At 58.4% G+C, this 22,872-nt stretch carries 20 protein-coding genes; 12 read left to right on the forward strand and 8 right to left on the reverse strand.

Features of this window, described 5'->3' with window-relative positions; translation table 11 throughout:
- Position 1 precedes the first annotated feature (1 nt).
- Together CRO62_RS18135 and CRO62_RS18140 are read right to left on the reverse strand one after the other, a co-directional pair.
- A complete protein-coding gene (locus tag CRO62_RS18135; RefSeq protein WP_097103112.1) occupies positions 2-877 on the reverse strand; it encodes a prephenate dehydratase in 876 nt (291 codons plus the stop codon).
- An 11-nt stretch (positions 878-888) separates the two neighbouring features.
- The gene (locus CRO62_RS18140) at positions 889-1,644 is read right to left on the reverse strand and encodes a 3-deoxy-manno-octulosonate cytidylyltransferase (protein ID WP_097101082.1); all 756 of its coding nucleotides are present in this window, start codon (positions 1,642-1,644) and stop codon (positions 889-891) included.
- 150 nt (positions 1,645-1,794) lie between these two features.
- On the opposite strand from CRO62_RS18140, the gene CRO62_RS18145 reads away from it, so the two are divergent.
- Positions 1,795-2,367 (forward strand): c-type cytochrome, encoded by a 573-nt coding sequence (locus CRO62_RS18145; RefSeq protein ID WP_003514328.1) that lies wholly within the window; start codon positions 1,795-1,797, stop codon positions 2,365-2,367.
- A 78-nt stretch (positions 2,368-2,445) separates the two neighbouring features.
- Here the strand turns inward: CRO62_RS18145 and CRO62_RS18150 are convergent, their stop codons facing one another.
- The 3 genes from CRO62_RS18150 to CRO62_RS18160 form a co-directional block, all read right to left on the reverse strand.
- Positions 2,446-3,174, reverse strand: a complete 729-nt coding sequence (locus CRO62_RS18150; protein ID WP_003514330.1) for a sugar transferase — start codon at positions 3,172-3,174, stop codon at positions 2,446-2,448.
- A 302-nt stretch (positions 3,175-3,476) separates the two neighbouring features.
- Positions 3,477-5,780 carry a transglycosylase domain-containing protein gene (locus CRO62_RS18155; RefSeq protein WP_097101083.1) on the reverse strand — a complete coding sequence of 768 codons (2,304 nt, stop codon included), beginning with the start codon at positions 5,778-5,780 and terminating at the stop codon, positions 3,477-3,479.
- A 138-nt stretch (positions 5,781-5,918) separates the two neighbouring features.
- The gene (locus CRO62_RS18160) at positions 5,919-6,377 is read right to left on the reverse strand and encodes a YbaK/EbsC family protein (RefSeq protein WP_097101084.1); all 459 of its coding nucleotides are present in this window, start codon (positions 6,375-6,377) and stop codon (positions 5,919-5,921) included.
- A gap of 480 nt (positions 6,378-6,857) precedes the next feature.
- Here CRO62_RS18160 and CRO62_RS18170 point away from each other — a divergent pair, with 480 nt between their 5' ends.
- Positions 6,858-7,067 carry a cold-shock protein gene (locus CRO62_RS18170; RefSeq protein WP_003514335.1) on the forward strand — a complete coding sequence of 70 codons (210 nt, stop codon included), beginning with the start codon at positions 6,858-6,860 and terminating at the stop codon, positions 7,065-7,067.
- 415 nt (positions 7,068-7,482) lie between these two features.
- Here the strand turns inward: CRO62_RS18170 and CRO62_RS18175 are convergent, their stop codons facing one another.
- Together CRO62_RS18175 and CRO62_RS18180 are read right to left on the reverse strand one after the other, a co-directional pair.
- Positions 7,483-8,874: a dipeptidase gene (locus CRO62_RS18175; RefSeq protein WP_097101086.1), complete on the reverse strand. Its 1,392-nt coding sequence runs from the start codon at positions 8,872-8,874 to the stop codon at positions 7,483-7,485.
- Between the two features lie 242 nt (positions 8,875-9,116).
- Positions 9,117-9,551 carry a MarR family winged helix-turn-helix transcriptional regulator gene (locus tag CRO62_RS18180; protein WP_097101087.1) on the reverse strand — a complete coding sequence of 145 codons (435 nt, stop codon included), beginning with the start codon at positions 9,549-9,551 and terminating at the stop codon, positions 9,117-9,119.
- Positions 9,552-9,965: 414 nt separating this feature from the next.
- Here CRO62_RS18180 and polA point away from each other — a divergent pair, with 414 nt between their 5' ends.
- The 10 genes from polA (at position 9,966) to CRO62_RS18235 (ending at position 21,657) form a co-directional block, all read left to right on the forward strand.
- Complete coding sequence (gene polA, locus CRO62_RS18185) at positions 9,966-12,953, forward strand: DNA polymerase I (RefSeq protein WP_097101088.1); 2,988 nt, start codon at positions 9,966-9,968, stop codon at positions 12,951-12,953.
- A gap of 86 nt (positions 12,954-13,039) precedes the next feature.
- Positions 13,040-13,759: a DUF1868 domain-containing protein gene (locus CRO62_RS18190; protein ID WP_097101089.1), complete on the forward strand. Its 720-nt coding sequence runs from the start codon at positions 13,040-13,042 to the stop codon at positions 13,757-13,759.
- Between the two features lie 193 nt (positions 13,760-13,952).
- Entirely contained in the window at positions 13,953-14,138 is a 186-nt protein-coding gene (gene rpmF, locus CRO62_RS18195; protein WP_003514347.1) for a 50S ribosomal protein L32, read from the forward strand.
- 161 nt (positions 14,139-14,299) lie between these two features.
- Positions 14,300-16,126: a sensor histidine kinase gene (locus tag CRO62_RS18200; protein ID WP_097101090.1), complete on the forward strand. Its 1,827-nt coding sequence runs from the start codon at positions 14,300-14,302 to the stop codon at positions 16,124-16,126.
- Positions 16,123-17,469, forward strand: coding sequence for a sigma-54-dependent transcriptional regulator (locus CRO62_RS18205; protein ID WP_097101091.1), 1,347 nt, complete (start codon positions 16,123-16,125; stop codon positions 17,467-17,469). Before CRO62_RS18200 ends, CRO62_RS18205 begins: the two co-directional genes overlap by 4 nt.
- 197 nt (positions 17,470-17,666) lie before the next feature.
- On the forward strand, positions 17,667-18,650 hold the full coding sequence (locus tag CRO62_RS18215; protein ID WP_097101092.1) for a tripartite tricarboxylate transporter substrate-binding protein: 984 nt from the start codon (positions 17,667-17,669) through the stop codon (positions 18,648-18,650).
- A 100-nt stretch (positions 18,651-18,750) separates the two neighbouring features.
- The gene (locus tag CRO62_RS18220) at positions 18,751-19,212 is read left to right on the forward strand and encodes a tripartite tricarboxylate transporter TctB family protein (RefSeq protein ID WP_003514354.1); all 462 of its coding nucleotides are present in this window, start codon (positions 18,751-18,753) and stop codon (positions 19,210-19,212) included.
- A 9-nt stretch (positions 19,213-19,221) separates the two neighbouring features.
- On the forward strand, positions 19,222-20,727 hold the full coding sequence (locus tag CRO62_RS18225) for a tripartite tricarboxylate transporter permease (RefSeq protein WP_097101093.1): 1,506 nt from the start codon (positions 19,222-19,224) through the stop codon (positions 20,725-20,727).
- A 152-nt stretch (positions 20,728-20,879) separates the two neighbouring features.
- Positions 20,880-21,092 carry a SlyX family protein gene (locus CRO62_RS18230; RefSeq protein WP_013635242.1) on the forward strand — a complete coding sequence of 71 codons (213 nt, stop codon included), beginning with the start codon at positions 20,880-20,882 and terminating at the stop codon, positions 21,090-21,092.
- Positions 21,093-21,105: 13 nt separating this feature from the next.
- Positions 21,106-21,657 carry a DUF924 family protein gene (locus tag CRO62_RS18235; RefSeq protein WP_097101094.1) on the forward strand — a complete coding sequence of 184 codons (552 nt, stop codon included), beginning with the start codon at positions 21,106-21,108 and terminating at the stop codon, positions 21,655-21,657.
- Positions 21,658-21,724: 67 nt separating this feature from the next.
- Here CRO62_RS18235 and dnaJ read toward each other — a convergent pair whose 3' ends face one another.
- On the reverse strand, positions 21,725-22,858 hold the full coding sequence (dnaJ, locus tag CRO62_RS18240) for a molecular chaperone DnaJ (protein ID WP_003514371.1): 1,134 nt from the start codon (positions 22,856-22,858) through the stop codon (positions 21,725-21,727).
- Between the last annotated feature and the right edge of the window lie 14 nt (positions 22,859-22,872).

Consider the following 22,872-nt stretch of genomic DNA (forward strand, 5'->3'; position numbering starts at 1 on the left):
CTCAGCTCTGGTTGAGCTTGCCGCGCATCGCATGACCCTTGTAGACGCCGAGAATTCGGACCTTCTCGGAAAAGAAGCGCAGCTCGTCCAGCGCGTGCCGCACCGGCTCGTCATCCGGATGGCCTTCGATATCGGCATAGAACTGCGTTGCCACGAACCTTCCGCCGAGCTGGTAGCTTTCCAGCTTCGTCATGTTGATGCCATTCGTCGCGAAACCGCCCATTGCCTTATAAAGCGCCGCCGGAATGTTGCGGACATTGAACACGAAGGTCGTGACGATGGTTTCATCTGGTGCTTCGCCTTGGGACTGGCGTTTGACCCAGTTCTCATCGCGCGAAAGAATTACGAAACGGGTAATGTTGTTTTCTGAATCCTCGACATTTTCAGCCATGATATCAAGGCCGTAGAGACCGGCGGCAAGACGCGGTGCAAGCGCTGCCATGCTGCGATCACCCTTTTCAGAAACCAGTCTCGCCGCTCCGGCCGTATCGCCGGCAACGACGGGCTTCCAGCCGTTGGAACGGATGATCTTGCGGCACTGGCCAAGCGCGTGGATGTGGCTGTGAACGGTGCGGATCTCGTCTTTCTTCACGCCCGGTATAACCATCAGCTGGAAGCGGATCGGCATGAAATATTCACCGATGATGTGAAGGCGAGATTCCGGCAGCAGATGGTGGATATCGGCAACGCGACCGGCCAGCGTGTTCTCGATCGGGATCATGCCGAGATCGGCTTCGCCGTTTTCGACGGCATTAAAAGCATCCTCGAATGTCGGGCACGGCAAAGGCTCCATATCCGGGAACATGTCGCGGCATGCCATGTCGGAATTCGCGCCAAATTCGCCCTGAAAGGCAATGCGGTTTGTGCTCAAGGTCATGGAATTATCCATTAGAGGGTTCGGTTTGCGAGAATAGTGCGGGCTTTTTCGAGATCGTGCGGCGTATCAACGCCAAGCGGCACGGAGTGAACGATTTCGGCATCAATACGCATGCCCGCTTCCAGCGCGCGCAATTGTTCCAGCCTTTCGCGCTTCTCGAGTGGCGAAGGCTGAAGCCTCACGAACGTTTCGAGGGCGGCGCGGCGATAGGTATAAAGGCCGATGTGATGATAAAGCGGTCCGTCGCCATAGGGCGCAGTCGCGCGGGTAAAATAAAGGGCGCGCAATCGCGTCTCGGAAAGCGGGCTGCCAACCACTTTCACCACGTTCGGATTGGTCTTTTCTTCCTCGTCGGTGATCTCCACCGTCAGCGTGGCAATGTCGACGGCGGCATTTTCCAACGGGCGCAACGAGGCGCGGATCGTTTCCGCTTCGATGGTCGGAAGGTCGCCCTGAACATTGATGATATATTCGGCGTTGCCATAGGGGTCAGCCTTCTGCAGCGCCTCGAAAATGCGGTCCGAACCGGATTGGTGATCATCGCGCGTCATCATGACGTCGAAACCGGCATTTTTAACGGCTGAAAATACCTGTTCGTCATCGACTGCAACGACGATGCGCGTCGCGCCAGCTTCACGCGCCCTGAGTGCAACCTGCACAATCATCGGTTTGCCGCCAATATCCGCGAGAGGCTTGCCCGGAAGCCGTGTCGATGCCATCCGCGCCGGTATAAGGACGACAGCTTTCTCGAAATCCCGATTCTTCATCCGACACCCTTCAAATCCCAACCGAAAAGTGTCAAAACGTCACGGAGTGGGGAATATTATTCAAGTTGCGCAGGCTGTGCAAAAGCCATAGCTTTTGAATAATTTCAAGATGCCCGGTTATATGGAGCGGATGCGAGGGAGCGCATATAGATGAATTCTTATGTAAATATGGGCGTTGGGGCGTTGCTGGGCACGGTTTTCGTTCTGATGTCGGTGTCAATTGCGTCTGAGGGCATTTTTCATGCGCCCACCCCGGAAAAGGAAGGTTACGCCATCGTCGCGGAAGCGAGCGGCGGCGAGGCTGCAGGCGAACCCGCTGCAGCGGCAACCCCGATCGCGAAATTGCTCGCCAGCGCGGATGCTGCCAAGGGTGAGGCGGTCTTCAAGAAGTGTACGAGCTGTCATACCGGAGAGAGTGGTGGTGCAAACAAGGTCGGCCCCAATCTCTTCGATATCGTCAACCGGCCGATCGCCAGCCATGCGGGTTTCAGCTACTCCGCAGCAATGAAGGATTTCTCCAAGGGCGGTTCCGTGCATTGGGATTACGATCATCTCAGCTACTTCATCGAAGCTCCCAAGAAACACGTTCCCGGCACGGCCATGGGCTTTGCGGGTGTGAAGAAGGAGACGGAACGCGCCGATCTCATCGCTTATCTGCGCACGCTGTCGGCAAACCCGGCGCCGCTGCCGGATCCGGCTGCGGCTCCCGTGCCGATAAACTGACGGAATATGGTGATTCAGAAGAAAAGCCCGGCATCGCTGCCGGGCTTTTTTGATTCTATGTGTCTGATTTCTGAAAGATCAGAAACCCTTGCCGCCGCGCAATTCGGAAATGACCGTTCCGATCATGATCTTGATATCCAGCCAGACGGAAAAATTGTCGACGTAATAAAGATCGGACACGATGCGGGCACGCGCCTTGTCGCTGCGATCCGTCGGGCCGCGTAACCCCCGCATCTGGGCAAGACCGGTAATGCCTGGTCGCATCCGGTGCCGCAGGTGGTAGTGGGGAACAAGTTCCTCATAAAGACGGCCGGCGGCCAGCATGCCGATGGCATGGCAGCGTGGACCCACCAGCGACATGTCGCCTTTCAAGACGTTGATGAGCTGTGGCAGCTCGTCGACATTTGTGCGGCGAAGCACGGCGCCGATCCGGGTTATCCTCGGATCGTTCTTTACCGTTTGCGCCACGCCGGTGGCATCGCCCAGCTCGGTCCGCATCGAACGAAATTTATAGACCCTGATCTTTCGCCCGTTCATGCCCCAACGGACTTGTGAGAACAGGACCGGCCCTTTGCTGTCGAGTTTGACCAGCGCCGCGACGGTCAACAATACGGGCGCGAGTGCGACAAGGGCGATCGACGCCCCTGCAATGTCGATCGTTCTCTTGAGCACAAACTGGCTGCGCAGGAACACCGATGTGTTGGTTTCTGAAATGGAAGGTTGCGTTTCCGCCGCGTCAAAAGTGACAGCCGCAGGATAAGGGGCGCCGTAAAACACGGCATGCGATGAGCTTTTAGTACCCAGCATAATATGAAGCCCTGAAAAGTTATTTTGAAACAAGAAAATTAATTTATATGATCGATTAATAATTCATTTACCGTAAAAAGTCATCCGAAATGTAATCGTTTTTGCGCAAATAGCAATCTACGGTTAACGTGGGCGCACGCATATGTTGCAAACACAAGCGCGGTCTCCGCTCTTGGCTGCGTTGGCTGCCCATTCGGTGTAATCAAGTCTTTGGAAAATTAGGTATTTGCGGGAAAGGCGACAGGATCGTTGCCGGCCCATCGCTTGCCAGGTAACCGGCGAACCGGTTACCCAAAAGGCAATTAATTTCCCATCAGAATATCAAGAAGGGTCGTCTGCTTCGGCCCGGAAGTTGCCGGCGCCCGGCCGCCGATATCGGCTGGCGGCACAGGCCCATTGTCGGCTGAATAGCCGGGTTCGATATCGCGGGAAGGGATGTTTCCAGGCGGCATGGGGACGCCCGGCTGACCAGCGTTTGGCGAGACGGGCGCTTCGGGATAGGCTCGGGTGTTTGTCGTTCCGCCGCCGCCGAGAGCATTGGAAATGATGTCGCCGATGGAGGAGGGCGCGCTCTCGGGCGCCGGTTGCTGTATTTCCCCAAGCGGCGGCACGCCGCCTGCGCCGAGACCGAAGAGCGGCGAGGGCGAGAGCCCGGAATGGGCGGCGGTCATGAAATCTTTCCAGGCCTTCGCAGGCAAGCCGCCGCCGGTGACCTTTTTCATCGATGTGCCGTCGTCGTTGCCGAACCAGACGCCCGTTGTCAGGTTGCTTGTGTAGCCGACAAAAAGCGCGTCGCGGAAAGACTGTGTCGTGCCGGATTTTCCCGCTGCCTGCCAACCCTGGAGGCGGGCGGCTTTCCCTGTTCCTTCGGTGATGACGCGCGACAACATGCCGTTCATCGTCGCGGCGATCTCCTCGCTCAGCACGCGCGGCGGGTTGTCGTATCTGTTTTCATAAAGCACCTTGCCGTCAGCATCGGAGATGCGTTTGACGATATGCGGCGTCGCCTTGTAGCCGCCATTCATGAAGGGAGCGTAGGAGGCGGTCAGCTCCATCAGCGACACTTCCGAGGTGCCGAGTGCGATGGAGGCGTTGTTCTGCAGCTCCGATTCGATGCCCATGCGATGCGCCACCTGCGTCACCCGCTCAGGACCGACTTCCATCACCAGCTGCGCGGCGATCGTGTTCAGAGAATTGGCAAGCGCAGTGGCAAGCGTCACTTCGCCACGATATTTCTTCTCGTAATTTTCCGGTGTCCAGTTTCCGATACGGACCGGCCCGTCATTGCGAATGGTACTGGGGGTCAGACCCGATTCGAGCGCGGCGACGTATACGAATGGTTTGAACGCCGATCCAGGTTGCCGTTTCGCCTTGGCGGCCCGGTTGAACTGGCTTTCGGCATAATCCGCCCCGCCGACCACGGCCCGGATAGCGCCTGTGCCATCGATGGAAACGAGAGCCGCTTGGGAAGCGCCCTGCTTTTTACCGTCACCCTGCAGAACATGGGTCAGTGCTTTTTCGGCGTCGCGTTCAAGATTGGGGTCGATGGTCGTATCGACGACGATGTCCTGCTTGACGTCGCCAATCAGGCCACGGACTTCCTCCATCACCATATCGGCAGCGTAATGTTCGGCACCGGACCAGAAACGTTTGGCCTTTGTTGGCGGCTGCGACATCGCGGTCTTGATCTCGTCATCGGTGATGAAGCCGACATCGCGCATGGATCTCAGCACGACCTGCGCCCGCTCCTCCGCCGCCTGCGGGTCGCGCGCCGGTGAAAGGCGCGAGGGGGCCTTGAGAAGTCCGGCAAGCGTTGCCGCCTCGCCAAGATTGACGTCGCGCGCGGATTTGTTGAAGTAGCGTCTGGAAGCGGCTTCGACGCCAAAGGCGTTGGAACCGAAATAAACGCGGTTGAGATACATCGCGAGGATCTGGTCCTTGGTGTATTTATGCTCCAGCCAGAAGGCCAGCAGCACTTCCTGCACCTTGCGCTCCAGCGTCCGATCCTGTGAGAGGAACAGGTTTTTTGCCAGCTGCTGCGTCAGCGTCGAGCCGCCCTGCACGGTTCGGCCCGTCATCACATTGGTCACGATGGCGCGGGCCAGGCCGAGCGGGTCCACCCCGAAATGCGAATAGAATCGCCGGTCTTCGATCGCCATGACCGCTTGTGGAAGGTAGGGCGACATGTCTTCAAGTGCGAGAGCCTCGCCACCCGTGGTGCCGCGATTGGCAAGCACGCCGCCGTTCACCGAAACGATCTTCACATTCGGGGGTCGTTCGGGAATGGTCCAGCTGCTGGCGCTCGGCATGCGCGCGCCGTAATAAAGGACAAGACCGGCAACGCCGATACCGCCCCAGATGCCGAGCACGATGCACCAGTAAACGAGGGACCGGATAAAGCCTGTTGCGCCACCGCCGGAACTGCGTGTGCGCTTTTCCTTTTTTTGCGATTTGGCGCGGCCGGATGTGGACTTCGGTTTTCTGGCGGGCTGCTTTGCGGTTCCGCCAATGCGCTCGCTGGCATCAAGACGCAGATCGTCACCGGATTCGTGGAAATCCCCGAAGGAAGGCTCTACCCGATCGCGTGATTTACCCTTGCCTGCCATCCAGCCGAAGTCGCTCCTTATATTCGCGAAACCGTTCGCACTTCAGGCTTCTATGCCTGCGCGATCCTTAATCCAGGATGAAGAGTTTAAATGCGGCAATTTAAGGCGGGGTTAAGTCCCTGCCGGATCAAATCGGCGTCATTGGCAGACGTCGACCCATTCCGCTCCCGTCAGTCGTGCCATCATGTCAGGCGAAATCCTCACCGCCGCATTGGTCGCACCCGCTGCAGGAACCACCTCGGGATAGTTTTTCAGGGATATGTCGCAAAACACCGGAAGGGGCGAAGGCAATCCGAAAGGGCACACCCCGCCGACGGGATGGCTGGTCACCGCAACGACTTCTTCCGGCCCCAGCATGCGCGGCTTGGCGCCGAAATGATCGCGGAATTTACGATTGTCGAGCCGTTTCGTGCCGGCGGCAACGACGAGAAGAATTGTGTCGCCCGCCTTCAGGCAGATCGTTTTGGCAATCTGGTCGGGATCGACGCCGTGCGCTTCGGCAGCCAAAGCGACTGTCGCCGAACTCGTTTCCGTTTCGATAACGGTCACTTCGGGGGAATTCTCGGTAAAAAAGGCTCTGACGGATTCGATGGTCATGCGTATTTATTAGGCGGTATGCCAAGAGGCTTCAAGGTGTCGAGAATTAGCTATGCATTTTATGCAATGCTGCGCTGCGATGAAACGTCTGTTTTTTGAGCGGAGATCCTGTATCTTCAAATCATCGAAGCGACGCACTCCTCCTCCCAGCGTCGCCCGATTGGACTGACAATACTCCTCCTCCCAATTGTCAGTCAGTTTCAAGAACCCGGCGCACCTCCTCCCGCGCCGGGTTTTTGCTGTTTAAAGTCTTGTTTCCCGCGACTTTTATTTGTCGACGCTTCACAAAAATCGGCGGGCTTTTTCAAAGAAACTTGACTTTCGGCCCCTTCCAACCTAGGTGTTCGCGCATCGATATTTGTTTGACGACCAGAGCTTCGGCGCCTTTTTTAGGTGCACACGACGATCTTTCCTTCAAATTCGACCCAAGACCGCACTGCGCGCAGTGCAAATACAATTTGCCAACGGAAGGAAATCGTTATGGCGACTGGTACAGTAAAGTGGTTCAACGCAACCAAGGGCTACGGCTTCATTCAGCCTGACGACGGTTCGCAGGACGTATTCGTTCACATCTCCGCCGTTGAGCGCGCTGGTATGACCTCCCTCAACGACGGTCAGAAGCTCTCCTACGAGCTGACGCAGGACCGCCGCTCGGGCAAGATGTCTGCAGGCGAGCTCGTCGCTTCCTGATAAGCGGCCTAGCCTGAACGGGTCATTCGCATGAATATGAAAGGCCGGATTTTTCCGGCCTTTTTCTTTTGGAAGGTGCACCGGGTCCGGCCGCTCTTGAAAAAGCTGGAGTGCATACCGATATAGGGTTCAACAGTGCTCCGCACGGAATTGTCAGGCTGGTGCTTTTAAAGTGCCGCTGTTGTTGCGTTAACCAAAGATTAACCAAAGCAGCCGATCCTGATCGTGAAAAGCAGCGTCGACTTTGTTGGCGCGCTCTGGAGCATCGGACCGTTTGAACGCTTTGACCACGGATGTACTGGCACTGACGAAAAACGGATGGAAAGGTCGGGCTTGCCCGGCCTTTTTGTTTTGAACCACCGAAATATAAGAGAACGAGGAGGCATCGGGTGACCGGCGCCTCCTTTCTTTTTGACTACTTCGCGGCCAGGGCGTCGAGAATGCGGATCCAGGAGCGGATGCCCTTGTGGAACGACTGGAGGTCATATTTTTCATTCGGCGAATGAATGCGGTCATCGGTAAGGCCGAAACCGACGAGCAGCGAATCCATGCCCAGCATCTTCTGGAAATCGCCGACGATGGGGATCGAGCCCCCCATGCCGATCACGACGGCAGGTTTGGGCCACTCTTCCGAAAGCGCGTTTTTCGCCTTCGTCAGCACTGGAGAATCATAGGAAAGCTGGATAGCCGGCGATGCACCATGCTCGTGAAATTCCACCGAGCAATCGGCTGGAATTTTGGAGCGGACATAGTTCCGGAAGCTCTCGCGGACCGCTTTCGGGTCTTGCTCTCCGACGAGACGGAAGGACACTTTAGCAGAGGCCTTTGCGGCGATAACCGTCTTGAAGCCGTCGCCGGTATAGCCGCCGATGATGCCGTTGACTTCCGCCGTTGGCCGCGCCCAGGTCTGCTCCAGCACGGAGCGGCCCTTTTCGCCCGAGGGAACCGAGAGGCCGACTTCGCCGAGGAAGGCCTCGGCGGTGCGGCCCAGCGTTTCCCATGAAGCCTTGATGTTGGCGGGGGTTTCTTCCACGCCGTCATAGAAGCCCGCAAGTGTCACGCGGCCGGTTTCGTCATGCAGGCCGGCGAGAATATCGGTCAGGATGTGAATGGGATTTGCGGCCGCACCACCGAAAAGGCCCGAATGCAGGTCGCGGTCGGCTGCGGTGATGGTGATTTCCTCGCCGACCAGGCCGCGAAGGGCGGCGGCGATGGCGGGCGTATCGCGGTCCCACATGCTGGTATCGCATACCAGTGCATAGTCGGCCTTCAGCTCATCGGCATTGGCGTCGAGGAACGGCTTCAGCGAGGGCGAACCGGATTCCTCCTCGCCCTCGAAAAGAATGGTGACGCGCACCGGCAGACTGCCATTGACCGCCTTATAGGCCCGGCAGGCTTCCACGAAGGTCATCAGCTGACCCTTGTCATCAGCCGTTCCACGCCCGGTGATCACCTGCCGGCCGCCGCCGATATCTTTCACGGCCGGTTCGAACGGATCGTTTTCCCAAAGATTGAGCGGATCGACCGGCTGCACGTCGTAATGGCCGTAGAAAAGCACATGCGGCGCGTCTTTTGTCGCGGCGTCGTGATGCGCCACCACCATTGGATGACCGGCGGTATCGCGAACGGAAGCCGCAAAGCCCAGTGATTCAAGCGTTCTAACCAGCCATTCCGCTGCCTTGCGGCACTCCGCCTTGTAGGCGGGGTCCGTGGAAATGGACGGGATGCGCACCAGTTCGAACAATCGCTCGAGGCTGGAGGTGAGGTTGTCGTCGGCCGTGGAAAGAATGGGGGAAACGTCTGTCATCGCTGATCCTGTCATGTCTGTCGTAACCCGGCGATGGACGAAACATCCTGGTATCGCGCATCGCGTGGGAACAAGGGGCTGACGTGTCGTTGAATCGGCAAGCGCGCAGCCGCCGGAACGATAGAGCAGTTCAGGAAAAGTGCGAAGTGGTTTTCCGTCCTAAATTGCGCGGAAACAAAACCTTGGAGGCTGCAGGCGATAGAAGGCCGGGAGCAAAGAAAGAGCGTTTCGAGTTGTAAATGCTATTTCGCTTTTTTGGCGCGGTCGATCGCCCGGCGCATATATTCCAGCAGAAGCTGCCTTTCGAAACGGCGGAAATCCGCCAGCAGCGTATCTTCCGTGGCTTCGGAAGCGGCAATGGCGTTCGCCTCGAGATCCCTGCCGCGCTGGGTCAGTTCGATGATCTGCGCGCGGCGGTCGCTTGGGTGGGATTTGCGCACGATCAGCCCGTCGCGCTCCATGCGGGACAGCGTATTGGCAAGCGTCGCCTGTTCCACGTCGATTCTATCCAGCAATTGCCGTTGCGTCAGTCCCTCCTCATGCCACAGTTCGATGAGGATGGGGAATTGTCCAGGAGAAAACCCCAGCGCTGCGGCTCTCTTCTGGAGCGCCATGGTGAATTCCCTCGCCATTTTTGCGGCGAGATAGATCGCCGATTCGTCCCGGGAAAAACCCATTCATCAATCCGTCTGGCATCTGGTCGGCGCAATCGCGCAATTTCGATAGTGGGATATATATCGCATGGTATGTTTATGCCAGTCAGAAACCCGGCACAAATAAAAACCGCCATGGCCGGGAGGGGACGGCCATGGCGGTCATATAAGAGGACAAAGGCCCGGAGAGGGGGGAAAGGCCTTTGTCCGGTCTGATGCGGCGGGGGACGAGCCTACAATCAGACTACGGCGTGATCAGGCGCCGTCCTCTAAGAAATGTGTGTGCAAATGCGGCTTTTCAAGGGAAAATCTATTACAAATTCGTAAGGTTCACGCGAATTTTTCCGGTGCCTCCAGCGGCTTAGGCACATGCGCTTTGCGGTGCGTTGTTTGAACTTTCTGTGGACGTCAAAACGGCCCCGCGCTATCCATATCGCCATGAAAAAAGGCGATCATCTCTTCCTCGTTGACGGCTCCGGTTTCATTTTCCGGGCGTTCCATGCCATTCCCCCGCTGAACCGCAAGTCGGACGGGCTGCCGGTCAACGCCGTTTCCGGCTTCTGCAACATGTTGTGGAAGCTCTTGAAGGATGCGCGCAATACTGATGTCGGCGTCACGCCCACGCATTTTGCCGTGATTTTCGACTATTCCTCGAAAACCTTCCGCAACGAACTTTATGATCTATACAAGGCCAACCGCTCCGCGCCGCCGGAAGATCTGGTGCCGCAGTTTGGTCTGATCCGCGAGGCGACACGGGCCTTCAACCTTCCCTGCATCGAGACGGAAGGCTTCGAGGCGGATGACATCATCGCCACTTACGCCCGTCAGGCGGAGGCGATTGGCGCCGATGTCACCATCATTTCTTCCGACAAGGATCTGATGCAACTCGTCACGGCCAATGTGCATATGTACGACGCCATGAAGGACAAGCAGATCGGCGTTCCCGATGTCGTCGAAAAATGGGGTGTAGCCCCGGAAAAGATGATCGACCTTCAGGCGATGACCGGCGATTCCACCGATAATGTTCCGGGTATTCCTGGTATCGGGCCGAAGACGGCCGCGCAATTGCTGGAAGAATACGGCGATCTCGACACGCTGCTGGCGCGGGCAGGAGAAATCAAGCAGCAGAAACGCCGCGAAAACATTATCGCCAATGCGGAGCTTGCCCGCCTTTCCAGACAGCTCGTGGCGCTCAGAACCGATGTGCCGCTGGAGCAGTCTCTGGAAGAACTGGTGCTCGAACCGCAGAACGGCCCGAAACTCATCGCTTTCCTGAAGGCGATGGAGTTCACGACGCTGACGCGCCGGGTAGCTGAAGCCACCGATAGCGATGCCTCTACCATCGAAGCCGCCAATGTGCCGGTGCAATGGGGCGCTGATGCCCATGGACCAGACCTCGACGCCGCGCCTGCAGTTGCCGCAGCTGATGACAAGACCGCGGCGCCAGCGTCAACCACCGCTCCGGCACGGAAGGTGACGGGGGAGGGCAGTGCGCCCACCGATCTCGCCACGGCACGGCAGACGGTTTTCTCCGCCGCCAAGATCGACACGACCGCCTATACGACGATCAGGGATCTGGCGGAGCTGGATCGTTGGGTTGCCGCTGCCCGCGAAACAGGGGTCGTCGCCTTCGACACGGAAACGACCTCGCTCGACCCCATGCAGGCGGAACTCGTCGGTTTCTCGCTGGCGATTGCCGATAATGGCAAGGATGCCTCGGGCACCGATATCCGCGCTGCCTATGTGCCCTTGACGCACAAGACCGGCTCCGGAGGCGATCTTTTCAGCGATGGCATCAGGCTTGCTGAAGGACAGGTGCCGTTTGCCGAGGCGCTAGCACGTTTGAAGGATCTTCTTGAGGATGAAGCCGTTCTGAAAATCGCGCAGAACCTCAAATATGACTACCTGCTGATGAAGCGCCATGGCGTCGTCATGCAGAGTTTCGACGATACCATGCTGATTTCCTACGTTCTTGAAGCGGGAAAGACCACGCATGGCATGGATACGCTGTCCGAACGCTGGCTGGGCCACACGCCGATCGCCTACAAGGACGTGGCGGGATCGGGCAAGTCGAGCATAACCTTCGATTTCGTCGATATTGATAAGGCAACCGCTTACGCCGCGGAGGATGCGGATGTCACCCTGCGGCTGTGGATGGTGCTGAAGCCCCGGCTTGCCGCAGAGCGGCTGACCAGTGTGTATGAGCGGCTGGAGCGCCCTCTGGTGCCTGTACTGGCGCATATGGAGGAGCGTGGCATCACCGTGGACCGACAGATCCTGTCACGTCTCTCCGGTGAACTCGCCCAGAAGGCGGCTGCTTTCGAAGAGGAAGTCTACCAACTGGCAGGCGAGCGTTTCAACATCGGATCGCCAAAGCAGCTCGGCGACATTCTGTTCGGCAGGATGGGCCTGCCTGGCGGCTCCAAGACCAAGACGGGCCAATGGTCCACATCGGCGCAGGTTCTTGAAGATCTGGCGGCAGAAGGTGCCGAATTGCCGCGCAAGATTGTCGACTGGCGGCAGCTGACCAAGCTGAAATCGACCTATACGGATGCGCTTCCCGGATATGTTCATCCGCAGACGAAACGGGTTCACACGTCCTATGCGCTGGCCTCCACCACCACGGGGCGCCTGTCATCCTCGGAGCCGAACCTTCAGAACATTCCGGTGCGCACGGCGGAAGGCCGCAAGATCCGCACGGCTTTCATCTCCACGCCCGGCCACAAGCTTCTTTCCGCCGATTACAGCCAGATCGAGCTACGTGTGCTTGCCCATGTCGCCGACATTCCGCAGCTTCGCAGCGCATTCGAAAACGGCATCGACATTCATGCGATGACCGCATCGGAAATGTTCGGAGTGCCGGTGGAAGGCATGCCGTCTGAAGTGCGCCGACGTGCCAAGGCCATCAACTTCGGCATCATCTACGGTATTTCCGCTTTCGGCCTTGCCAACCAGCTCAGCATCGCCCGCTCCGAAGCGGGGGAGTATATCAAGAAATATTTCGAGCGTTTTCCTGGCATTCGCGATTACATGGAAGCGACCAAGGCTTTCGCCCGCGAGAACGGCTATGTCGAGACGATTTTCGGCCGCCGCGCCCATTATCCGGAAATCCGCTCCTCCAACCCTTCCATGAAGGCCTTCAACGAGCGTGCGGCCATCAACGCACCGATCCAGGGGTCTGCAGCCGATATCATCCGCCGTGCGATGGTCCGTATCGAGCCGGTGCTGGAGGCGGAAAAGCTTTCCGCCCGCATGCTGCTGCAGGTACATGACGAACTCATCTTCGAAGTCGAGGAAGGGGAAATTGAAAAGACCCTGCCCATCGTCGTCTCGGTCATGGAAAATGCAGCTATGCCCGCGATTTCCATGAGGGTTCCGCTCAAAGTGGATGCCCGCGCGGCCGATAACTGGGACGAGGCGCATTGACGGGAATTGACCGGCCATTGACCGATTAATGTCATTGGTTTGTTGCGTGCGCAGATTAGGGGAAACCTCTCAAAAGGAGTTCCCCCATGCACGCCCCGCTCGTTTCAAAAGATCTGGAATCTTTTTCCGCTGCCAGTCACGATCAGCCGCCGCGCCATCTCGGTAGCCGCTATAACGCCGATGGTGAATTCCTGCCCGAGCCTGGCAATACCGTGGTCTGCCATCTCGCTGAAGGGTCGAAAACTGAAAGCGCGATCATCGGGACACGCCAGCGTTTTCTGGATATGCCCGAGGCACCGCAGCTGGCCTTCACGCCGGTTTCCAGCCTGCATATGACGGTATTTCAGGGCATTATCGAATATCGCCGTGCATTTCCCTACTGGCCGGAAGACATGCCACTCGATACGCCCATTGACACGATGACTGAGTATTATTGCGATCGTCTGGCGGATTTTCCGGCCCTGCCTGGTTTCAATATGCAGGTGACTGGTCTCAAGCCGACGGGGCTGGTGCTGATGGGTGCCACCGCCGAAGACGATCGTACCATTGCGCTGTGGCGTGATACATTTGCCGAAGCTTTCGGTTATCGGCATCCCGATCACGACACCTATCAGTTCCATATTACGCTGGCTTATGTCACGCGCTGGTTCGATCCGGAGTGCCTGCCGCGATGGCAGGCGATGCTGGATGAAGAGCTGGAAAAACTGCGTGCGGCAGCGCCGATAATCGAGATGCGCGCGCCAGCTTTCTGTGAATTCAGGGACATGAACCACTTTAGGGAACTCGTGGTTTTTGATAGGAAGTGATGCATGATTTGCAAAGGCCTGCCGCCTGCCCGTCGCAGCAATCCGGCTTAATCGGAAAAAATGCGCGTCAGGGCTGGTCAAAGCCCGTTTGGGCATGTATAAGCGCGCCAAATTTCCGATATCGAGACACCCGACATTCGGCCTTTGGTTATGGCCGGTTACGTTGTTTCGCCGCTAAAGTGGAGTAACAAAAATGGCTGTACCAAAAAGAAAAACAAGCCCGTCCAAGCGCGGCATGCGCCGCTCGGCTGACGGTCTCAAGGCTTCGACCTACGTTGAAGACAAGAACTCCGGCGAACTGCGCCGTCCGCACCATATCGATCTGAAGACCGGTATGTATCGCGGTCGTCAGGTTCTGACGCCGAAGGAAAGCGCATAAGCTTTCTGAAATAATCTTTACGGAAAACCGGCCCTCGTGGCCGGTTTTTTGTTTTCGGGCCGTTTAGCTGCTTTTTTCGGTTACTTGGAAAATCCGATCACTCCTCCTACACTCTGTTCGGGAGAGCAGGTCTGGTGCCTGCAACGGGGAGGGGAGCTTCGGTGAAATATCGCTGGATTTTATTGACGCTGCTCAGCCTCGGCCTCGGTTACGGCGCCGTGACCAAGGGCAGCGGCATCATTGCGGAAAGCTATTTCGGCGAAGTCTCCGATCAGGGCCGCACCACCCTCAGGCTGGCCGTCTCGGCTCTTGGCGGGCTTTTGAGCCGTTTCGAGCCGCTGCCCGCCCTGATCGCCGATCATGACGACATTGAGGAGCTTGTCGCGCATCCGCAGGATGAGGCGATGCGTCAGCGCGCCAATATATATCTCAAATCCATCAATACATTGCTGGAATCCTCCGACATCTACATCATCACGCTGGACGGAGTAACCATCGCCGCCAGTAACTATGATGGACCCACGAGCTTCGTCGGTGAGAATTTCAGCTACCGTCCCTATTTTCAGGATGCCGCCAAGGGCTTCCCGTCGCGTTTCTTCGCGCTAGGCACCACCTCCCACAAGCGCGGTTATTATTTTTCCGCGCCTATTCTCTTCAACGAGGAGATCAAGGGCGTCATCGTCTTCAAGGTCGATATTGAAGGCATAGAGGCGTCGTTCGGCGATGGTGAAAACCGCATTCTCGTATCGGACCCGGAAGGCATCATCTTCATGACCGGAACGCCGCAGTGGCTTTATTCCGGCCTGATGCCGCTGACACCGGAAAGGCTTGCGCGCACGGCGGCATCCCGCCGTTACGCCAATGCCGACCTGAAGGAACTGCCGCTGAAAAACGGCAATTTCGGCTCTCATCGGTTGATGACGATCAGCCAGAACGACGGTGACAGGGAATATCTCGTCCTGTCGCAGCCGATGCCCGACGCGGGTTGGACGGTCAGCGTGCTGATGGATACCGGCTCACTCAGGACGCAGGTCAAGACGGCGATGATCGCGATCATCCTCTGCCTGTGTCTTGCCGCCGCCGTGGTCGCCGCCATGCTGCAAAGACGGCGGCGCCTGCGCGAACGCCTGACCCACCAGGCCGAGGCTCAGGCGGAGCTGGAGCGGCGTGTGGAGGAGCGCACAGCCGATCTCGCGCGAGTGAACCGTGAGATCGAACACGAAATCGCCGAGCGCCGCCAGACGGAGAAACAATTGCGCAAGATGCAGAATGACCTGGTTCAGGCGGGCAAGCTTGCAGCGCTCGGGCAAATGTCGGCAGCACTTTCGCACGAGTTCAACCAGCCGCTCGCAGCCGCCAAGAATTATGCGGAAAACGCCTCTCTTCTCGTGGAACGTGGACGTCTGGAAGAGGTGACGGAAAACCTCAGGCGTATTTCAGGCCTTATCGATCGCATGGCTTCCATCAGCAGGCATCTGAGAAATTTTGCCCGCAAACCCAATGAGAAAATGGCTGCGGTCGCGCTGGATGCCGTCCTTCGCGATACGCTGGAAATTGTTGGAGCACGGCTGAAGGCCGCCAATGCGGTGCTGGATGTTGATCTTGGTCCGGTGCCGCTTGCGGTGAAGGCCGGGCCGGTGCGGCTGCAGCAGGTGCTGGTCAACATCATCTCCAATGCCGCCGATGCGGTGGAAGGGCGCGAGGATCGTCGCATCGCTTTGAAAGCCGTGCTGCACGGTCAGACGGTTTCGATTTTCATTCGTGACCGAGGTCCGGGCGTTCCTCCGGCGATTTCGGAGCGCATCTTCGATCCCTTCTTCACCACCAAGGGCGTGGGGCGTGGCCTCGGTCTCGGCCTTTCCATCACCTACAACATCATCAAGGATTTTGGCGGCCAGCTGCGTGTGAGAAACCATGAAGACGGCGGGGCGGAATTCGAGATCGAATTACCGGCAGCAGCCTATCGTGTGGAGGCGGCGGCGGAATGACCATGTCGCGGGTTCTGTTGATTGATGACGAGGAGGAGCTGCGCTTTTCCACCGCGCAGGCGCTGGAACTTTCCGGTTTTGCGGTGACCATGCTGGCAAGCGCCGAACATGCGCTTGAACTCATCGGCTACAGCTTCGATGGCGTCGTGGTCAGCGATATCAGGATGCCCGGCATGGATGGCATGACGCTGCTGCAGAAGGTGCGGGAGCTTGACCCGGAAATACCTGTCATCCTGATGACGGGCCATGGCGATGTGCAGCTTGCCGTCAATGCCATGCGCAACGGTGCTTATGACTTCATCGAAAAGCCCTTCACCCCGCAATATCTCGCCGGCATCATAAAAAGAGCCAACGACCGGCGGGCACTGGTACTGGAAAACCGCCGCCTGAAGGCGGTGGCGGGCAAGCATGACGATCTCGAAACGCGTCTGCCCGGCAGAACCCAGGTCATGGTCGATCTGCGCTACCGCATTCGCGCCATCGGTGCGACGGATGCCGATACGCTCATTGTCGGCGATACCGGTGCGGGCAAGGAAGTGGTGGCGCGCGCACTTCACGATATCAGCACCAGAGCCAACCGGCCCTTTGTCGCCATCAATTGTGCCGCCCTTCCGCAAACGCTGATCGAAAGCGAGCTGTTCGGCCACGAGGCTGGCGCTTTTCCCGGCGCGCTGCGCCCGCGCTACGGCAAGTTCGAGCATGCCCGCGGCGGCACCATATTGCTGGACGAGATCGGCTCCATGCCCTTTGAATTGCAGGGCCGGTTCCTGCGCGTGTTGCAGGAACGGGTGATCACCCGTCTTGGCTCCAATGAAACAGTCGAGCTCGACGTCCGCTTCATCGCCACCAGCAAGGTCGATCTGGAGCAGGAAGTCGCGGCAGGGCGGTTCCGTGCCGATCTTCTTTACCGCCTGAACGTGGCGACGCTTCTCGTGCCGTCCCTCTCGCAGCGCAGTGCCGACATACCGCTGCTTTTCCTGCATCTGGTGCGGGAGGCTGCCGCCCGTTACGGGCGGGAAGATATGGACGTTCCGCAGCATCTACTCTCAGTTATTTCCCTGCGCGAGTGGCCGGGCAATGTCCGGGAATTGCGCAATGCGGCGGACCGTTTCGTTCTCGGTCTGGAAAGCGATGTCTCCGAAACCTCGCTGCCATTTGAGGACGATGGCAAGTCGGCGCTTGCCGCAAGGGTCGCGGCTTATGAAAAAAGCCTGATTGCGCGCGCGATCGCCGCCCACGGTGGAAATCTGAAATCCGTCTATGAGAGCCTCGGCATTTCACGCAAAACGCTTTACGAAAAAATGCAGAAATACGAGCTGCACCGGCACATGACCGAGGTGTGATGGGTGGATTTCCACCCATGGATGAGCGCGTATGGGTAGAAATCCACCCATTGCTGCCCATGATGGCGATAAAAGCGCGCCTTGAAGCAAGACCACCGTTGCTGAACGGCAATCCCGGATCGCAAATGGCTCACCCCGGTCGCCATGGAGGAGCATGCGCGGCTGAAGTGGCGAACATTTTCATCCGGGAGGAATCGATGAAAATACTGAAGACAGTTACCGGCCTTGCTGCCGCCGCTGCCGTTTCCCTTTTTGCGCTTTCTGCATCCGCTCAGAACTACCCCGAGCGCAACATCACCATGGTCGTGCCCTTTGCCGCCGGTGGCCCGACAGATACGGTCGCGCGTCTTGTCGCTGAATCCATGTCGAAGGATCTCGGCCAGCAGATCATCGTCGAAAATGTCGGCGGCGCTGGTGGCACGCTGGGCGCTGGCCGCGTGGCGTCGTCGGATCCGGACGGTTACACCGTTCTGCTGCATCACATCGGCATGGCGACGAGCGCCACGCTTTATCGCAAGCTCGCCTATGATACCCTGAATGCTTTCGAATATGTCGGTCTGGTCACGGAAGTGCCGATGACCATTCTGTCGCGCAAGACGCTCGAGACCAAGGATCTCAAGGGTCTGATCGACTACGCCAAGGCGAACAAGGACAAGGTCACCGTTGCCAATGCCGGCATCGGTGCTGCCTCGCATCTGTGCGGCATGTTGTTCATGAGCGCGATCGAGACGCCGCTGGTCACTGTTCCCTATAAGGGCACTGGCCCGGCCATGACCGACCTGCTCGGCGGCCAGGTCGATATCATGTGCGACCAGACCACCAACACCACCAAGCAAATTCAGGGCGGGACCGTTAAAGCCTATGCCGTAACCTCGGCCAAGCGGCTCGACGTGTTGCCGGACGTACCGACAGTTGCCGAATCGGGCCTGCCGAAGCTTGAGGTGGGTATCTGGCACGGTATCTACACGCCGAAGGGCACGCCGGCCGAGATCAACGAAAAGCTCTCCAAGTCCCTTCAGGTCGCGCTGAAGGACAAGAACGTGGCGGCCCGTTTTGCCGAACTCGGCACCACGCCTTCCCCGGAAGCCGATGCGACGCCCGCAGCGCTCAAGACCAAGCTTGAAAGCGAAATCGCCCGCTGGAAGCCTGTGATCGAGGGCGCCGGCCAATATGCCGACTGATGGTTGAAGCAATTGCCGGCGGCACCCTGCCGCCGGCTTCTTGCCGTCAATTTAACGCGCGGAACGGTGTGTGGCCGGCCGCAGTGGAGGGGCATCTTTCATGAAGTCGTTTTTCATTGACCCTGCCGAGGCAGCCTGTGGGGCAATTTTCATCGGTTTTGGCGCTTTTTTTGCCTTGCAGTCTTTCGGGCTGGATATCGGAACCGCCTTCCGCATGGGGCCGGGTTATTTTCCGCTTGTTCTGGCAATCGTGCTGATCCTGCTTGGCGGGGTAATATTCATTCGCGCCACCCGTGTGCAGGGCGATGCCCTCGGTGCAATCGCCTGGCGGGGGATTTTTTTCATCCTGCCCGCGCCGATCTTTTTCGGTTTCACGGTCCGGGGGCTGGGTTTCGTACCGGCGCTTTTTTTCAGCGCCCTTATCGCAGCCTTCGCCTCGCACAAGATGAGCCCGCTCATGGCCGTCATTATTTCCGCCGCCATCACGGTCTTTTCCGTTGCTGTGTTCAATTATGGTCTCGGCCTGCCATTCCAGCGCTTCGGCCCCTGGCTTAAATTTTGAGGTGCCGCAATGGAATTGCTTGATAATCTTGCTCTCGGTTTCGTCACGGCCACGTCGCTGGCAAACCTGTTTTTCTGCCTGATTGGCGTGCTGCTCGGCACGCTGATCGGAGTGCTGCCGGGCATCGGCGCAACCGCGACCATCGCCATGCTGTTGCCGATCACCTTTCAGCTTGAGCCCGTCTCGTCGCTCATCATGCTCGCAGGCATCTATTACGGCGCGCAATATGGCGGCTCCACCACGGCGATCCTCATCAACATGCCGGGGGAATCCTCATCCGCCGTTACCGCCATTGACGGCTACCAGATGGCGCGCAAGGGCAAGGCGGGCGCCGCACTTGCGATTGCCGCCATCGGCTCGTTTTTCGCCGGCACGGTTTCCACCTTTCTCGTGGCAGTCTTTGCACCGCCCTTGACGGCGATTGCGCTGGAATTCGGCGCGGCGGAATATTTCTCGCTGATGGTCGTCGGCCTCGTCTCGTCCATCGCGCTTGCCCACGGTTCCATCGTCAAGGCGCTGGCCATAGTCGTGCTTGGCCTGCTGCTGGGTCTCGTCGGCACGGATATCTACAGCGGCGCGCCGCGCTTCACTCTCGGCATCCGCGAATATGCCGATGGGCTGAATTTCGTTGCGGTGGCGGTGGGCGTATTCGGTATCGCCGAAATCCTGCGCAATCTCGAAAACGAGCGCACGCGCTCGGTGCTGATCGCCAAGGTCAGCAGCCTGATGCCGTCGAAGGAAGACTTCAAGGCCATGGTCGGCCCGGTGCTGCGCGGTACGGCCATCGGTTCGGCACTGGGCATCCTGCCCGGCGGCGGTGCAATTCTCGCTGCCTTTGCATCGTACACCGTCGAAAAACGCGTCTCCAAGCATCCTGAGGAGTTTGGACACGGTGCGGTTGCTGGTGTTGCCGGTCCGGAATCCGCCAATAATGCCGGTGCCCAGACCTCGTTCATCCCGCTTCTGACGCTCGGTATTCCTGCAAACCCGGTGATGGCGCTGATGATCGGTGCGATGATCATTCAGGGCATCGTGCCCGGCCCGAACGTTGCGACCGAGCAGCCGGCGCTGTTCTGGGGCATCATCGCCTCGATGTGGATCGGCAATCTGATGCTCGTCATCCTCAACCTGCCCCTGATCGGGCTTTGGGTGAAGCTGCTGACGGTGCCTTATTACGTGCTTTTCCCCATCATCATGGCCTTCTGCGCCATCGGGGTTTACAGCGTCAATTCCAACGTCTTCGATCTCTACGCCGTCGCCTTCTTCGGCTTCATTGGTTATGTGCTCGTGAAGCTGCGCTGCGAGCCGGCGCCGCTGTTGCTGGGCTTCGTGCTTGGGCCGCTGCTGGAGGAAAACCTGCGACGCGCCATGATCCTGTCGCGTGGCGATCCGACGACCTTCGTCACCCGACCGATCAGCGCCACCCTGCTGTTTATTGCTCTGGCCGTGCTGATCATCGTCTTCCTGCCCAGCGTGAAGAAAAAGCGCGAAGAGGTTTTCGTAGAAGAAGACTGAGCGGGTCTCGAAAAATTTGGAACGCCGGTGATGGAAACGTCGCCGGCGTTTCTGCGTTGACGGAACGCTGTGAGGAATCCGGTTCACCAAAGCGGCATATGGTTGACTTGAAGCTTTTTAGGGCCAAGGAAGGGCGGGAAAGAGAGGTCGATATGACGTCGGAAACCGAAAAACGGATCATTGCGCTTGAGGAAACGATCGCGCATCAGGCCAAGACTATAGAGGAACTGTCCGACCAGCTGACGGAACAGTGGAAGGTGGTGGAACAGACCCGCGCCAAGCTAGACCGGTTGACGGAAAGGTTCCTGAGCCTCGAGGAGCAGTCGCTGGACGCGCCCGCAATTACCCGGCCGCCGCATTATTGATGAGGGAGACCCGATGAAGAGCGATACAGCCGCACTTGCCGCCGAAATTGTGGATTTCTGGAAGAAGGCAGGACCGGACAAGTGGTTCGACAAGGATGCCGCCTTCGACGATCACTTTCATGACCGTTTCCGCGATGCCCATTTTGCCGCTGCAAGGCGCGAATTGGATGGCTGGCTGGACGGTGCGGAAAGCAGCCTCGCGCTGATGCTTCTGCTGGATCAGTTCCCGCGCAACTGCTTTCGCGAGACAGCGCATATGTATGCGACCGATCCGCTGGCACGCATGTTCGCCAGCGAGGCCATCCGTCGCGGCCACGATCAGGCGGTGACCGAGGATTTGCGGGTCTTCTTCTATCTGCCCTTTTCCCATTCGGAAAGCATCGAGGATCAGGAGCGTGCCTGCAGGCTCAACCGGCCGCTTGGTGGGCTTTATCTCCACCATGCCGAAGAGCATCGCGATATCGTCGCGCGTTTTGGCCGCTTTCCGCATCGCAACGACATATTGCTGCGGGAAACGACACCGGAGGAACGGCAATATCTTGATGAGGGCGGTTTTACTGGCTGATACGAACGAAAAACGCCGCCAGTCCCGAAAGACGGCGGCGTTTTTTATGGTGGGTAACGGCCGCAGATCAGCCGTCGAAGAATTCCTTCATCCGGGCAAAGAAGCCGGTCGATTCCGGATTATTCTCCTGGGACGAGAGTTGCTCGAACTCCTGCAACAGCTCGCGCTGGCGCTTGCTGAGCTTCTGCGGTGTCTCGATCTGGATCTGGATGTAGAGGTCGCCCGTCTGCGCCGAACGCAGCACCGGCATGCCCTTGCCCTTCAGGCGGAACTGCTTGCCTGGCTGGGTGCCTTCCGGAACCGTGACGCGAGACTTCGTGCCGTCGAGCGTCGTGACATCGAACGTGCCGCCAAGAGCTGCCGTCGTCATGGAGATCGGCACGGTGCAATAGAGATCGGCGCCGTCGCGCTGGAAGAACTCATGCGGACGCACGGACAGGAAGATGTAGAGATCGCCCGCCGGGCCGCCACGCATGCCGGCTTCGCCTTCGCCTTGCAAGCGAATGCGGGTGCCATCCTCGATACCAGAGGGAATGTTGACCGAAAGCGAACGCTCTTCCGTCACGCGGCCCTGGCCGTGGCACTTGCTGCACGGATCGGAAATCGTCTGTCCACGCCCGTGGCAGGTGGGGCAGGTGCGTTCCACCGAGAAGAAGCCCTGGGCTGCGCGCACGCGGCCGGAACCCTGACAGGTGCCGCAGGTTTTGGGTTGCGTGCCGGGTTTTGCGCCAGAACCGGAACAGACATCGCAGGTGATCGAGGTTGGAACCCTGATCTGCGCCGTCTTGCCGGCAAAGGCTTCTTCCAGCGTGATTTCCATGTTGTAGCGAAGGTCGGCGCCGCGCTCGCGACCGCCGGAAGAGCGGCGTGCGCGTCCGCCGCCCATCATCTCGCCGAAGATGTCTTCGAAGATATCCGAGAAGCCGCCATTGGCGAAACCGCCGCCGCCCATACCGCCGCCGCCCATGCCGCCATTTTCAAAGGCGGCATGGCCAAAACGGTCGTAGGCCGCGCGTTTTTGCGGGTCCTTCAGCGTTTCATAGGCTTCGTTGATTTCCTTGAACTTACGTTCGGAATCAGCATCATCCGGGTTCTTGTCCGGATGGTATTTCATCGCGAGTTTGCGGAAGGCGCTTTTCAGCTCTTTTTCGTCCGCGGTCTTGCTGACGCCGAGTGTTTCGTAAAAGTCTGCTTTCGCCATTAAGATAACAAGCC

This window comes from Rhizobium sp. AN6A (genome assembly GCF_900215635.1).
Taxonomy (GTDB): Bacteria; Pseudomonadota; Alphaproteobacteria; order Rhizobiales; family Rhizobiaceae; genus Agrobacterium; species Agrobacterium tumefaciens.